This window comes from Deinococcus aquaticus, from assembly GCF_028622095.1.
Taxonomy (GTDB): domain Bacteria; phylum Deinococcota; class Deinococci; order Deinococcales; family Deinococcaceae; genus Deinococcus; species Deinococcus aquaticus.
Genome location: NZ_CP115167.1, coordinates 86,696 through 100,250, shown reverse-complemented (window position 1 = coordinate 100,250; position 13,555 = coordinate 86,696). Strand labels below are relative to the sequence as shown.

General features: G+C 66.6%; 19 protein-coding genes. 17 read left to right on the top strand and 2 right to left on the bottom strand.

The annotated features are described in order from the left end of the window. The first annotated feature begins 47 nt into the window (after positions 1 to 47). Positions 48 to 992: an ABC transporter permease gene (locus M8445_RS17430; protein ID WP_273991292.1), complete on the top strand. Its 945-nt coding sequence runs from the start codon at positions 48 to 50 to the stop codon at positions 990 to 992. Here the strand turns inward: M8445_RS17430 and M8445_RS17425 are convergent. Together M8445_RS17425 and M8445_RS17420 are read right to left on the bottom strand one after the other, a co-directional pair. Further along, on the bottom strand, positions 982 to 3,927 hold the full coding sequence (locus M8445_RS17425; protein WP_078305856.1) for a Tn3 family transposase: 2,946 nt from the start codon (positions 3,925 to 3,927) through the stop codon (positions 982 to 984). The genes M8445_RS17430 and M8445_RS17425 overlap by 11 nt on opposite strands. A gap of 7 nt (positions 3,928 to 3,934) precedes the next feature. Beyond that, a complete protein-coding gene (locus tag M8445_RS17420; protein ID WP_078305857.1) occupies positions 3,935 to 4,486 on the bottom strand; it encodes a recombinase family protein in 552 nt (183 codons plus the stop codon). A 335-nt stretch (positions 4,487 to 4,821) separates the two neighbouring features. Between M8445_RS17420 and M8445_RS17415 the strand changes: the two genes are divergently transcribed. From M8445_RS17415 to M8445_RS17340, 16 genes are all read left to right on the top strand, one after another. After that, complete coding sequence (locus M8445_RS17415) at positions 4,822 to 5,505, top strand: hypothetical protein (protein ID WP_144012424.1); 684 nt, start codon at positions 4,822 to 4,824, stop codon at positions 5,503 to 5,505. A 607-nt stretch (positions 5,506 to 6,112) separates the two neighbouring features. After that, complete coding sequence (locus M8445_RS17410; RefSeq protein WP_273991291.1) at positions 6,113 to 6,472, top strand: hypothetical protein; 360 nt, start codon at positions 6,113 to 6,115, stop codon at positions 6,470 to 6,472. Further along, positions 6,472 to 6,708 (top strand): hypothetical protein, encoded by a 237-nt coding sequence (locus M8445_RS17405; RefSeq protein WP_273991290.1) that lies wholly within the window; start codon positions 6,472 to 6,474, stop codon positions 6,706 to 6,708. The genes M8445_RS17410 and M8445_RS17405 overlap by 1 nt, the downstream gene beginning before the upstream one ends. Continuing rightward, positions 6,705 to 6,935, top strand: a complete 231-nt coding sequence (locus M8445_RS17400) for a hypothetical protein (protein WP_273991491.1) — start codon at positions 6,705 to 6,707, stop codon at positions 6,933 to 6,935. Before M8445_RS17405 ends, M8445_RS17400 begins: the two co-directional genes overlap by 4 nt. Next, a complete protein-coding gene (locus tag M8445_RS17395) occupies positions 6,932 to 7,141 on the top strand; it encodes a hypothetical protein (RefSeq protein ID WP_273991490.1) in 210 nt (69 codons plus the stop codon). Before M8445_RS17400 ends, M8445_RS17395 begins: the two co-directional genes overlap by 4 nt. A 12-nt stretch (positions 7,142 to 7,153) precedes the next feature. Beyond that, positions 7,154 to 7,345: a hypothetical protein gene (locus tag M8445_RS17390; protein WP_273991489.1), complete on the top strand. Its 192-nt coding sequence runs from the start codon at positions 7,154 to 7,156 to the stop codon at positions 7,343 to 7,345. Next, positions 7,342 to 8,037, top strand: a complete 696-nt coding sequence (locus M8445_RS17385; RefSeq protein ID WP_273991488.1) for a 3'-5' exonuclease — start codon at positions 7,342 to 7,344, stop codon at positions 8,035 to 8,037. Before M8445_RS17390 ends, M8445_RS17385 begins: the two co-directional genes overlap by 4 nt. After that, positions 8,034 to 8,279 carry a hypothetical protein gene (locus M8445_RS17380; RefSeq protein WP_273991487.1) on the top strand — a complete coding sequence of 82 codons (246 nt, stop codon included), beginning with the start codon at positions 8,034 to 8,036 and terminating at the stop codon, positions 8,277 to 8,279. The genes M8445_RS17385 and M8445_RS17380 overlap by 4 nt, the downstream gene beginning before the upstream one ends. After that, complete coding sequence (locus M8445_RS17375) at positions 8,276 to 8,491, top strand: hypothetical protein (protein ID WP_273991486.1); 216 nt, start codon at positions 8,276 to 8,278, stop codon at positions 8,489 to 8,491. Before M8445_RS17380 ends, M8445_RS17375 begins: the two co-directional genes overlap by 4 nt. Next, on the top strand, positions 8,488 to 8,727 hold the full coding sequence (locus M8445_RS17370; RefSeq protein WP_273991485.1) for a hypothetical protein: 240 nt from the start codon (positions 8,488 to 8,490) through the stop codon (positions 8,725 to 8,727). The genes M8445_RS17375 and M8445_RS17370 overlap by 4 nt, the downstream gene beginning before the upstream one ends. Next, entirely contained in the window at positions 8,727 to 9,299 is a 573-nt protein-coding gene (locus tag M8445_RS17365) for a MarR family transcriptional regulator (protein ID WP_273991484.1), read from the top strand. Before M8445_RS17370 ends, M8445_RS17365 begins: the two co-directional genes overlap by 1 nt. Continuing rightward, the gene (locus tag M8445_RS17360; RefSeq protein WP_273991483.1) at positions 9,296 to 9,778 is read left to right on the top strand and encodes a hypothetical protein; all 483 of its coding nucleotides are present in this window, start codon (positions 9,296 to 9,298) and stop codon (positions 9,776 to 9,778) included. The genes M8445_RS17365 and M8445_RS17360 overlap by 4 nt, the downstream gene beginning before the upstream one ends. Further along, positions 9,775 to 10,035 (top strand): hypothetical protein, encoded by a 261-nt coding sequence (locus M8445_RS17355; protein WP_273991482.1) that lies wholly within the window; start codon positions 9,775 to 9,777, stop codon positions 10,033 to 10,035. Before M8445_RS17360 ends, M8445_RS17355 begins: the two co-directional genes overlap by 4 nt. After that, positions 10,032 to 10,568: a hypothetical protein gene (locus M8445_RS17350; protein WP_273991481.1), complete on the top strand. Its 537-nt coding sequence runs from the start codon at positions 10,032 to 10,034 to the stop codon at positions 10,566 to 10,568. The genes M8445_RS17355 and M8445_RS17350 overlap by 4 nt, the downstream gene beginning before the upstream one ends. Beyond that, complete coding sequence (locus tag M8445_RS17345) at positions 10,565 to 13,198, top strand: ParB/RepB/Spo0J family partition protein (protein ID WP_273991480.1); 2,634 nt, start codon at positions 10,565 to 10,567, stop codon at positions 13,196 to 13,198. Before M8445_RS17350 ends, M8445_RS17345 begins: the two co-directional genes overlap by 4 nt. Beyond that, positions 13,191 to 13,544, top strand: a complete 354-nt coding sequence (locus tag M8445_RS17340) for a hypothetical protein (RefSeq protein WP_273991479.1) — start codon at positions 13,191 to 13,193, stop codon at positions 13,542 to 13,544. Before M8445_RS17345 ends, M8445_RS17340 begins: the two co-directional genes overlap by 8 nt. Positions 13,545 to 13,555: the final 11 nt, after the last annotated feature.

Sequence of the window (13,555 nt, the reverse complement as noted above, 5' to 3'; positions counted from 1 at the left end):
TCACCCGGCGACCACTGCGCGTTTGGGGCACAGCTGCGGGCGTGGCCTTGACGACCGCCTTCTTGGCGCTGCTGCTGGCGTTCATCGCGACGGGCCGGGAGAACATGACCGCGCGGGCGGCCGCGTCGGTGCCGGTGGACTGGCAGGTGCTGCTGGGCCCGCAGGGTAGCGTGCCGGCGGCCGAGCAGGCCATCCGCGCCGCGACGCTGGTGAAGACCCTTCTCCCGGTCGGGTACGCGGATGTCGCCGCCCTGAGCGCCGTCACCGGGCCCGCCGGGCAGATGACCACACAGACGACGGGGGCGGGCAAGGTGCTGGGGCTGCCGCCCGGCTACGCCGCCGCGTTCCCGGCTGAACTCCGGGCGCTGGTCGGGGCGACCCAGGGCGTACTGGTCTCGCAGCAGACCGCCGCCAACCTGCACGCTGGCGTCGGCGACCGCGTCATGGTCACGCGTTACGGCGCGCCGCCGGTGGCCGTGACGGTTGCGGGTGTGGTTGACCTGCCAGCCGCCGACTCGCTGTTCCAGGCAGTTGGGGCCCCGAAGGGGCTCGCTCCGCAGGCCCCGCCGGACAACGTGCTGCTGCTGCCGCGCGCGCAGTTCGAGCGGCTGTTCGCGCCGCAACGCGCGGCCCGGCCGGACACGGTGCGCACCCAGCTGCACGTGCGCCTGGCCACCACCCTACCGGCGGATCCGGGACAGGCCTTCGCGCTGGTCGGCCGCCTGGCGAACAATGTGGAGGCCCGCCTGGCTGGCTCGGCCGTGGTCGGCAACACCCTGGGCGCCACGCTGGACGGCGCGCGTGAGGGCGCCCTCTACGCGCAGGCGCTGTTCCTGTTTCTGGGCCTGCCCGGCGCGCTGCTCGCTGCGGCCCTGACGGTCAGCGTCGCGGCGAGCAGCGGCACCCAGCGGGCCGGCGAGGCCGCCCTGCTGGGGCTTAACCTAGCGAAGGACAAAAATTTGTCCAACTCGCCTGTACCCGCTAGACCCTGAGTGGCAGCCGCTCATGCATATTCAGCGTGAAGGTGCCGTAGGGATTGATGTGCTGCCACTTCAGTGGGGTCAAGGCCCGCAGGTCCGCCCCGGTCAACTGCCCCTGCCACTCCGGCTCTGACAGCACCTGCTGCATCATCAGCGTATTGACGTAGACCAGGCTGACCTGGAGCAGGTGCAGGCCCAGCATCTGGATTTCCTGCTCCTCGATGCGGTTGCTGGTGAACTCGCCACCCTTGCCGTACAGGATGAAGTCGTTGGCGCTGTTCCACGACTCGATCACCTGCAAGCCCTCGTGGATCTCGCGGCGCAGGCTCTCTTGGCGCAGATAGTCGCACAGGAAAGCGGTTTTCACCGCTTTCCCCAACTCAGCCAGCGCCCGGTACGTCGGGTGCTGCACGTTCTGGCGGGTAAAGCGCCGCAGGATGCTCTCGGCGTCCGCCGTCCCCAGCCGCAGGGCGGTGGCGAGCTTGATCATCTCATCGTATTGCTGCTCGATCAGCTCCCACTGGATCGGGCGGGTCAGGATCGCTTGCAGGTGGACGTATTTTTCTGGCTCGCCCTTATTGGGGCGGTACAGCTTCTGGTGCTTGATGTTCTTCAGACGCGGCAGAAGCTGAAAGCCGAGTAGCTGACAGAATGCGAAGCCCACCTCGCTCTGGCCGTGGGTGTCTACGTAATTCTTGTCCACCGCCATCTCGGTGTCGTGCCGAAGCACGCCCTCGATCATGGCGGCCACCTCGCTGCTGGAACAGCTTTTGAGCTGGCTGTAAATGCACACCGAATGCTGCTCGACGTGCCAGTACACCATCACGCCGGGACCGCCGTAGCGGGCGTGCCACTCGGTCATCAGGTTCTGGTCCCAGGCCCCGAACTTCTTGCTGTCCGAGGCGCAGGCGGTGGTGGCCTCGCCCCACAGCGTGGCGTCCCTAGCCTGAAAGATGGCGTTGCACACGCGGCTGATCGCTGCCCGGAGGTGTTCCTTGTGGACGTAGCGACGACGGATGTACTGGAGGTCAGCGAAGCTGTCCTCCCCGCCCCCACTGCACATCCGCTTCAGGCCCGCGTTGGTGCCGATGCCGTGCAGACACAGCAGCAATCGGCGCTGCACCACCTCACGGCTCAGCACCTCACGGGCTGCCACCGAATGGAAGGCGGTGGTGAACCCGGTCCGCAGTTCCGTTTCTTTCAGGACATCCAGCAGGTTGGTCATCGGCCAGCGCTGTACCAGCGCCGCGGCCAGCCGGGTGATGTTCTGCGGTTCGGGGAGGGCGGCCAGCGGCGAGATTGACAGCCGCCCCTTCCCCTTCTTCGACGTGACCAGCTTGACTCTGGCGTTGGTGGGAAGATCGGTGTTCAGTGCGTCCAGCGCGGTTTCCATGTGGGTGCGAAGCTGACGGGTAAACGTCTGAGCTTCACCCGGTTGGGCCAGGGCCGAGTAGTACTCGGCCCGTTTCTGCTCGAAGTCGCCGGGAAGGTCCTCATCGGGATTGCGGAAACGCCCGGCTCCCTCGACCCAGACCTCCTTGCAGCGGATCTTGTCACGCAGCGTGGTCAGGACGCACATCTCGTAGGTGACGCGGTTGACCTTGCGCCCCTCGACGTCATCGAGGACCAGGGCCTGCCAGTCGTCCTTGACGACACCACCCAGCGGCACGTCCTCGTTCAGGGGAAAGGTCAAGGTCCGGCGGTCCCGGTATTTCGCCAGCAGCTCCAGCGCCCGCATGATGGGCCGGTGGCGGTCGTTATTGCAGCGGAAGGTCAGGGCGTCCAGCAGCAACGAGATGGCCCGGCGATAATGGTGGCCGTAGGAATTGCGCGTAACCAGGCGCACCTGGCGGTCATAGTTGCCCTCGGCCTCCATCTCGCGGATCAGGTCATCGAGAACCGGCTCCGGCACCACCGGATAGATCACTTCCCGTACTGCTCCTTCCGGCTGAGCGCGGGCGGCCTTCGCCAGCTTGAACAGCAGCGCACTCTTGCCCCTGACCCGCCGGAGTTGCCGCAGCAACTCCGCCTCCACCTTGCTCTCGGCGTGGGTGCCGATGTGGTGGGCCACCCGGATGAGCAGTTCCACCAGGTCATCGGTGACTTCGGTCTGGCGTTGCCAGCACAGCGCGGCCAGCAGGACATGGCGCAAGGGGGCGGGATGGCGTCGCAATTCGCGGGGCGGTTCGCTGGCCGCCCGGCGACGGTACTGCCCGACGACTCTGGGCGGAACGCCAGTGAAAACCTCGGAAGTCAGCCCCAGGGCGCGCAATTCGTCGAGCTTGGCGAGTTCTTCGAGGACGGTGTCCACCTTGACCCGCCCGGCGGTGTCCTTGAGCGCGGCCAGCGTGGAGCGGATGACCAGAAGGGGTTGCAGGTCATCTGCCGCCGCGTCAGTGCTGATCAAAGCGTCCAAGGACTGACAGGACTGGGGCTTGAGGCGAGCCTGAATGCCTTGCAACCAGCGGGCTTCCTGCCTGTTCACGGCAGCGCGCAGGCAACGTCCCAGGCGTTCCGCCGTGGGCGGAACGAGGCGCTCTCCCCGCAAAAACTCTCGTCCCTGCTGTTTCAAGGTTTCCGAGTCTGAATTGAGATCGGCGATCAGAGGCATGAGATGGGCGATCAACGCGGTTTCATCCAGCCCCCGAAAGGCCCGGAAGCCACAGAAGTGTGCCACCTCATCGCGGTAACGCCGAGCGGTTCGGGTGGACCAGTCCACCTCCGCCCAGCATGCCGGGGAGACCGCAAGCTGCTGGGCCAGGAAATCGACGACCACACCGGGCACCCCTTGGGGATGGTCCAGAAACTCGCCCTGGAGCTGAAAGGTCTTGAGCAGCGCAGCCAGACTTAGCGAGGCCGCCTCGCCCTTGAAGCCCAGGAACGCCCGTTCTGGATGGGTCAGGGTGAACTGCCCAGCCAGCTCTTCGGGGGACCAGTCGTGTTTCACGCGCCAGCTAACGCCGGAGCAGTCGGGTGATGGTGCTGGGATGGACCCCGAATAGGCGGGCACACTGCGCCGCTGTCCGCCGCCCGGACCCCACCGACTCGCGGATGTCCTGTTCCTGATGGGGCAAGAGCTTGCGTTTGCGGCCTCCAACACGCCCTTCCAGCCGGGCCTGTTCCAGGCCCGCGCGGGTTCGTTCCCGGATCATGGCCCGCTCGAACTCCGCGAAGGCCCCCACCATCTGCATCATCATTCGGCCCGCCGGGGTGGTGGTGTCGATGGCCTCCGTCAAGCTGCGAAAGCCTACGCCCCGATCTCCCAGCAGCTCCATCAGGTGAAGCAGGTCCTTGAGGCTGCGGCTGAGTCGGTCCAGCTTCCAGACGATGACCACATCCCCTTCTCTGAGCTGGTCGAGCATCTTGTGGAGTTCGGGCCGGTCCCAGCGGCCCCCCGAAGCGTGTTCGGTGAACACGCGCTCAGCCCCACCGTCCTTCAGCGCCCGCAGTTGCGCGGCGGTGTCCTGTTCGTGTTGCTTGCTGACGCGGGCATAGCCAATCTGCATGGGGCCTCCAGGGTTGCGAAAACAGGTTGCCAATTCAGCTCATTGTGCAACATAGTTTCGCAATGTGGGAAGTAGCCTGCCATCAGATGGTCCAAGACATTGCACAGACGGTCGTTTCCGCAAGCTTGGCGCACAGTCGCGGTCCAGTCATATCGTGGCTTTCGCTTGACGCCTCACCTATTGACCCCATGTAGGGCTAGCCTTCTGAGCTGAAGCTGTGAAATCTCAGAATATTTTTTCAGGGCTGGCGGTCATATCTGCGTGCCGTACCAGGCAAGCCCCCGTATGATGCCAACGAGCATCCCCAAATCTCACTGGTTGCTCAAAGGAGCCGTATGCTACACAAACAAATGCTGTGCTGGGCAGTCATCGCTGCCGCCCTGACCGCCTGTGGACAGTCCCAGGATGTGGTCGAAGCGCCCACTGCTGAATTCACGCAGCAGCAGCTTGACGCCACCTACGACCAAATTGTTACCCAGCGGCCCGAAGTACAGTCAGCGCTTCGCAAACTCGGGCTGAACTCGATTCAGGATATGAAGAAGGATGTACTCTATACGATCCTGCCGACAGGCGAGGTGCAGGAAACCTCCGTTGTGGATCTCCCCAAGCTCGGTGCTCAGCAACTTGGGGTGGGAGTGCCACGAATTGCCGAGGAAGTAAACGGCATCGTTGCGGGTCGTCTGGACGCCTGGTCACGAGCCAGTATTAGCTGCGTCGATGCCAGCCCATTTGACGGCATTGATGCTCGAGCAACCGTCACCCACAGCATCTCCGTCGTTGGCCCAAACAACCGTACCTTCGGTCCGTACACTTCTACGACTGGCACCGGGTATGGCTTCGCTCAGACAGCACGCAAGTTTATGGGCGGAAACACCACAGCGACCGGACGCTACGCATTCGCGTACTTTCTCGAGGCGTCCTGTGATGGCGCACAAACTTTCGGTCGAGGCGAGAGTATCTGGAGCGTAGCCGCCAACCGCGCTAGCGTCGTGCAGCCCCTCGTGCTTCAACCTTATTGAGATGCTTGTAGGAACAGAGGTGCCTCATGGCACCTCTGTTATGGTTTTGCCTATGGGGATTGATGTGAAGGCGTTGATGGATCTACTTGCTGTTGCTAGTGGACTTGGAGGTGATCTGTGCGTCGCATCCGCCGCGTCCGATTTCAACTGCCCCGCACCACTTCCCCAAGCCGCACTTGCGCATTTTCAGGGAGCTTACTCGACCCAAACAGTCAACGAGTCATACCAAGCAATCGTGTTATTGGGGACGAATGATCCGAGTGTCATAGCCGACCCAGGGGCATTTGCAACCTGTGGATGGCAACCGTTGTCTCAGCTCAAGCAAGCACCAGCAAGTCCGGTTTTGGCGTACTGTCATCCGGCATATCAGTTGGTCTTACGCATCAATGTAGGCATCCCGGGTGAAGACCCCTCCTGGTGGCGCATCGATGGTGCCCTCACCTATGTCCGCTTGGTGACGTGGCGCTCAAGGTGAAGTTCGCAGCTAAAACCTAATCTCAGGGGCAGCGATGCCGTCGATTGGAGGACTCCCGGGCTCCACTCTGGAGACTTCAACGACTTGGCCAAAATATTGGCTTTCGCTAGGTTAAGCCCAAGGAGTTACGCGATGACCCACGCACAGCACGTTCCGGCCACCCCTGCCATCAACATGCCCAAGGTGTACCCCAGGGGTTCAGGTCAGTCCATCCTGGTCTGCGATGGCTGCCAGACCGAACAGGTCACCCACCCCGGCTTCTGCGCCCGGTGCCGCCCGCTGACCCGGTGCCACCAGGGCACCCTGCGCGGCGCCGCAGGAATGCTGCTGTTACTCGCTGGCGGCGGCGTGGCCAGCCTGGCCCTCTGCGCACTGATCATCGCCACCGGTTTGCTGCTGCTGTGCTGGGGAGCCGCGCGCCTGGACGGCCACCGCACCACCGACCTGCTTCGCAACGCGCGTCACGCCCTGCTGGGAGCGCGCCCCCGGTGATGCCCCAGCAGATCAACCAGCGCGAGGCCAAGGGCCTGATCCGCGCACGCGCACGCGCCCTGCAGCGCCCAGTTACCTTCCTGCGCGCCCAGGCGCAGAGCGGCGGCCTGATCACCAGCAGCGGCTACCTGACCCACTGCGGCGCCAGCTACGTCATCACCTCAGCATGCCGGTGCGTTCGCCACTGCACGCCAGAACTGAACTGCCGCGAGTGCCGCGGCACGGGGCAGGCATGAGCGCCGTGACCCACCGCGCCGGACGCATCGCGGAGCTGCTCAGCCAGCACCCCGGCCGGGCCTACACCGCCAACGAGCTGAGCGCAGCGTTACAGGACCTCACGCCTAACCAGTGCCGCGTCGCCGCTGACCAGTTGGTCGAGGAAGGCCACGCCGCGCGGCGCCTCAGCACCCGCGCCGAGGTGCGTCGCCGCAGCTCCGAATACCTGCAGGAGGTACCAGCATGACGCTTGCCACCCCCATCACCCCGACCAACCACCCTGAACATCCCCAGACCAGTGCGTGCTTCGGGATGCACAGCGTCACGAGCAGCTGGTCCGTTCACGTCACCAGCACGGCGGAGCACGCCGGTTCCGGCGAAAAGCGCTGCGGGTGCGGCTGGCTCAAACCCGAGGGGCACTCCCTGTGCCCCTCCTGTGATGGCCGCCGCTGAAGGAGCCCATCCATGAACGACGTGACTGCCGCCGCGCTGTTCCTCGCCGCCTGGGTGACCGGCCTGTCCCTGCTGCTCGCCTGGGCGATCACGCTCCTGCTCACCAGCACGCCTCGAAAACCTGGAAAGGCAGCGGCTCTGGACGACGCCACGCCGGACCCCTCCGCTCACCCGCATCCCCCCGCCCCCGAGGTGACCTCATGACCACTCCTGCCCTGCCCGACGCCGCCATCTACCGCGCCCACCGCGCCGACCGGAAGATCCGCGAGCTTGCCGACTCCCCGAACCTGCGCGTGCTGGAGATCAGTACGAACAACCTGGGCGGCGTGCCGATCGCCGCCGTGGTCCTAGACGGCCAGGGCGCGGTGCTGTACGAGACCCTGATCCGCACGGACCTCCCCATCGACGACGGCGCGCAGGCCGTGCACGGCATCAGCGCCAGCATGCTGCTGGGAGAGCCGAGCTTCGCCGAGGCGCACGAGATCCTCGGGCAGTTGCTCGTGCCGGGCCTGGACGTGCTGGTGTGGGCCGCGCCGTTCATCCAGGCCAGCCTGAACCGGGGCGCGGCGGCCGAGGGGCTGCCCCGCCTGCCGTTCCGGCACTGGCAGCCCGGCCTGCAGATCCTGGTCACCGAGGCGCACGGCACGTACAGCCACCGCCGGTTCGACTTCCTGGACGTGTCGCGCCGCAAGGCGCTCGAAGGCGTGACGCTGCCCGCCGACGTCGCGCCCGAGGGCACCGCGCTGGGGAACGCGCAGCGCACCCTGGCCATGCTCCGCCACTACGCGGTCGGCCGCGTAGCTGTTCAGGAGCCGGAACGGATCGTCGAGCTGAACTGCCCGGGCTGCGGCGCTCCGGAGTCGCTGTGCGAGTGCGACGGCAAGGGGCGCGCGTGACGGAACGTGAAGCGCTGCTCGAAGGCATCACCCTGCTTGCCGCGCGGGGCCCGGTGACCCTGCCCGGCATCGCACAGCGGTACGGGCTGCCCGTGTCGCGGGCGTGGGCGCTGGTGCAGACCCTGCTGCGGCGCGGCGACCTCATCCGGGCCGCCCCGGTCCCCGTGCCCCGCGGACGCCCCCGCACCGGCTTCACTCGCCCCGCCGAACCATGCGCCCTGACCGAAGGAATGACCCGATGACATCCACCCCAATACTCACCGAGGAAGGACTGACCCAGCTGCTCCGCGAAGTGCAGGCCGCACAGGCCCAGGTCGACGCGTCCCGCCCGCTGCACCACAACCAGACCAGCGGCATCCTCGGCTCGTTCGCCGGATGCATTCAGGACGTCCTGCGAGGCGCGCTGCCCGCCCTGATCGACCTGGACTCCCACCAGGGGAGAGTGAACAAGTGAAGGCCATTCTGCTTAAAGGGGACGGCGACTTCGAACTGAAAATCGAAGCCGACTTCAGTAATTCATTAACCGGCGAGGCTGGCGACGTGCGCGTCCAGGCGGAGGGCATCGACGTGGACACGCGCGAGGACTTCCCCCCTGCCGTGGTATACGGCTGGTTCAGTCCTGCTCAGGCTCGCGAAGTCGCCCAGGCCCTGACTGAGATGGCCGACCGGGCCGAACAGGGGAAACCCTGATGGGCCTCTCCGTGAGTAGCGCCCTGGCCGCTCCGAACCCCACGGCTGCCGAGATCCTGCGCCACGTGTACCACGGCAGTGGCGTGACGCGCGCCGAACTGACACGCACTCTGGAGGTACGTGCAGGCATCGTGGCGGCCGCGCTGGACGCCTTCAAGGACGCCGGGTTGATCCACTTCGATGATCTGCGGTACTACCCCAGCCTGAACGATGACACCGATGCCGCCGCCCGCCGTGAATACGCCCGCCTCAGTGGAGCCCGCACCTGCCGTACCTGCGGCTGCACCGACCAGTGGGCCTGTGAAGGCGGCTGTGAATGGATCGAAGAGGACCTGTGCAGCGCCTGCGACCCCAGCGTCGTCAGCCTGATCAACCGTGTCAGCTGCGTCAGCGCAGATAACGGCACCAGCAGCGTCTGGATCGACCTGACTGACGACGGCTACGTCCGCATGACAGTCCGGATTGGTGAGCAGGGCAAGCGGATCATCCTCGCGGCTGACGAGGCCACGGCCGTCGCCACGAACCTCCTGATGTACGCCCGCGCCGCCGAGCAGGACGGAGCACTCCTGTGACCCTGCCCACCCCCCTCTCCACCCCGCAGGAGCGCCAGCAGACGCTGAGCGAACGGCTGTTCTCGTACGCGGACCGCTTGGGCGTCCTGGCTGGCACGTGGCCGGTCGAGGTGCCGCACTACGTCAAAGTCGAGAACTACTTCGGCCGGGAATTCGAGAACGACGGCTGGCTGTGCGAAGCCCATGCCGAGGCCTTTACCGCCAAGTACGGCGGCGAGATCGAATACAACCCCTACTCCCCGAGCGAAGACACCGTCGGGCACTGCGGCGTGTGCGGCGCTGCCCTGAGAACGGCTCTGACGGACGAGGGCATCGAATATGAACTCGAGCACTGGGAACCTTGCCAACTCCGGGCTCATCCAGGGGAGCACTGGGAGCTGCAACAGACAGTATTCGCTGTCGCTTCCAGCAACGACGAGAACCTGAAGATTCGCACCCTCGCGCTGCTGGACGGCTTCCGCGCGGACGGTGCCCTGTGACCCTCACGGACGTCCTGAATCCCCTCGCGTGGCGCGAGGTGGGCGGCACCACGTACACCCTCGCGGGGGCTGTGATCGGCCGGAAGTTCCCGCTTATGGCCGTCGCGGACCGCGCAGAGCCTGTTCAGCGCAGTGAGGTGCGGTGCGTCCTGGCCACCAGCAGCCGCGCCTGCACCAGCTTCATCTACTACGCCAGTCTCACTGCCGCGTGGGACGCCTTCCAGCGCGCCACCACCCCACGCGGCGGCGCTCTGTGAACGCCGCGCAACCCACCGAACCGGCCGGAAACACCACCCTCGCGCAGTGGCAGGAGATCCTGGAGCCGATCCTCACGGACCGTGAGAGCCTGCACCGCCGTGACGACCAGATCGTCATCGCCTTCCACGACAGCTTTAATCACACCCCCCTCGAACAGCTGCCCGACGAACGCCTCCTGATCATCCAGGGTCCTGACGCCGACATCACGGCCGTGGCCAGCGCCCTCTACAACGTGGCCGCCCGCCACCGCGCCATGGTCGCCGCCCTGCTCAGCCCGGAATTCCAGGACGTGCGGGCCGAGGCGAACACGCCGGTCGCCCGCATGTGGTTCGTCGTGACCGCACACATCCACGCCATGCACGCCGACCTCGTCGCGATGCGCGATCAGGCGCTGCGCACCCAGTCCCGCACTCGCGCTGACGCGCTGGACGACGCCCTGCGCGTCATCAGCGAGCACCGCAACGCCGCCCGCCGCTTCGGGCCCCGCCCAGATACCGCCTTGCCCGCATCGGCACCCCGGAGGACCCCGTGACCGCACCCGCAGAAGCGACCCGCACCGACCCGCAGAACCCCGCCCCCAGCAACGGCTGGATGCACCCCAACAACAGCCCCCTCGCCCACTGGTTTGACGGCACGCGCGTCCTGTGCGGCCGCAGCATCCCCGCTGGCACCAAGGTGGTCAACACCGACCCGCACGCCGACGTGAAGAAGTGCCTGAAGTGCAGCGCCGCCGTCGCCAAGCTGCACCCTGCCGCGCCCGCCAATGCCACCCCCCGGCCCAGCACCGACCCTGCCGAGCTGACCACCCAGCTCCAACCCCGCCACTACGTCCGCGCCACCGTAAACGGCCAGGAGATCGTCGCCGGTGTCCTGATGGTCACCGACGACATCGTCGTCGTGATGCAGCCCAACGGCCGGCACGCGCAGGTGTCGCGTGCCGATTGCACCCCCACCACGCTGCCGCCGCGCACAGCTCTTACGCCTCGTGATCTGATCCTGAACCCGAGCAACTCCGGCGAGTGGATGGTCACTGCCGTAGACACGGAGACAGGGACGTTTGAGTGCGCTTGGACACAAGAGCCAGCGATCACCAGAACGCTCGATCAGAGCGATGTGCACGTAATCCAGCGCGACACACTCGCCGGCATGTTCGCGGACCTCGGCGTCACCTCCACCGAACCCGCCGCGCAGGCCCCCGCTGTCACTTGGGCGGTCGGCATGCCCGTGGAATTCACGTACGGCTTCCCCAACCCTGACACCCGCGCCACCGGCGTCATCAAGAAGATCTTCGAGAGCGGCCATCGCCTCTACAACAAGGACTGCCAGATCAGGTACGGCAAGGCCTTCTACTACCGCGATTTCAGCGACCTCACCCCCGCCGACGCCCAGGCGGAAGCTGAACCGGAGCAGCAGGACGCCCCCCTCCCCACAGAGGACCAGCCCGGCGACGCCGTCCGCTTCCAGGTGCCGGCGTTCGAACCCACGCCCCTGGGCCTGCAGCAGGTCCCGTGGAACAAGATCCTGCCCAGCCCCCTCAACCCCCGCAAGGCCTTCGACGCGGCCTCCCTGAAAGAACTCGCCATCAGCATCCACGCCGAGGGCCTCCAGCAGAACCTGGTCGTCCGCCCCCACCCTGACCGCCACGGCTTCTACGAGGTCGCCGCCGGCGAGCGCCGCTACCGCGCCATCGGCCTGCTCGTCACCGGCTTCGAACGCGAAGGGCACCAGTGGGTCGAGGTGCCGGACACGTACCCCGTCAACGTCCTGGTCCAGCGACTCACGGACCTGGAACTCCTGCAGGTCGCCACGGCGGAGAACGTCCAGCGCCGCCGCATGACGCCCCTCGAGGAGGCCGACGCGTTCGCCGCCATGATCGACCGGGGCGCCACCGTCCCGGAACTCCACGCCCGTTTCGGCTTGGGCCAGCGCACCATCGCCCGCCGCGTCGAGATCAGCCGCCACCTCATCCCTGACCTGCGCGCCCTGTACGACGCCGGGAAGCTCACCCTCGGGCAGGTCGAGATCCTCGCGCAGGCCACGCCTGGCCTGCAGGAAGACCTGCTGCGCCGCCAGCTGAAGTACACGCAGAGCACCACGCCCGAGCAACTCAAACTCCTGATCCACGACGCGGTGTTCCCCACCAGTCGCGCGCAGTTCCCCCGCACCTGGTACGCGGGTACGGTCACGGCCGCCGACTTGTTCGGGGACATGCCCGAACGCTTCGACGACTTCGATCTGGCGATGAGTCTTCAGGTGAAGCACGCCGTGGCGCAGGCGCAGGAGGACGTGAAGAACGGCGCGGTGTTCGCGGACGTCACTGAAGGTCCGGAGACCCAGCTGTGGCGGTACGTGAAGGCCGCCCAGGGCGACTCGGGCGTCGTGTACGCCGTCAACACCCGCACCGGCGAACTGGCCCGCCACACCGGGTACCTGATCAGCCCGTCCTACCCCGCCCCGCAGTACCGCTTCGAAGCGCCCCGCCGGGCCGCGATCCACGAGACGCCCGACCAGTCCGCCGAACCTGCACCGGAACGGCCCGCAGCGGCTCAGGCTCCGGCGGCATCCCAGGCCACCTCGGCGGTGTCAGGGACGCCCAGGTACACCCCGTACGGCCTGACCTCACACGTTGCCACGCAGCTCAGCGCTGTGCCCACCGCAGGCCTTGCCGCATTGATCTACGCGTGCACCTACGACGGGCAGGGATACCTGGAAACGGAGGCCAGTCGCACGGCCGCCCAGGAACTGGTGCGACTGACCGGCGGCCTGATGGAGATCGAACGCGGTCATCACCTGAAGGTCGGCGTTCAGTACGGACTTCATCACGTCCTGCCCGCCCTGCTGGCCGCGCCGGAGCAGGTGCTGCTCGACGTGTGGCAGGGACTGGCCGCCAGCATGATCGAGATCGCGCTGGACGCCGACAGCGCCGGCCACCTCGTCCAGTCCGGGCAGGCCGGGTGGACGCTGACCGAGACGTACCTCGCGGGCTGCAACACCCTCGCCCTGCACGAGATCTGGGACGACGCGGGGCTGGGCGACCGGGCGAACACCACCGACGAGTACTTACGGGCCATGCTGCTCGACGAGGCCCCGAAACTGGCCGAGCGCCACTTCCTGCCCCGGCCGCTGCGCCCCGAAGACGCCGAGGGGGCGGCGCATGCCTGACCCGGCCCAGCCCTTCACCCGGACGGTCGACACGCAGTTCGAACTGGAGATCCACGCGGCCCTGGCTCCCCTGTTCGAACACCCCGACCGCTTTACCGAGGTGGCCTACTCGCAGGCGCTGCTGAACGTGTTCGGCCTGGCAGGGGACGAACCGTGCCGTCTGAGCGTGCGCTTCACGGATCGCAACCAGCTCACCGCCGTGAACGGCCGCATCGGGCGGGAGCCTGCTCCGCTGGAGGTCGGCGTGGCGCTGTCCGTGGCCACCGCCATCGTGCTGGCCCAGCGCGGCCCGTATGGCTTCGTCACGACGGTCGATCTGCTCGGGGAGCGCACCACCGATGCCTGACCTGACCCTTA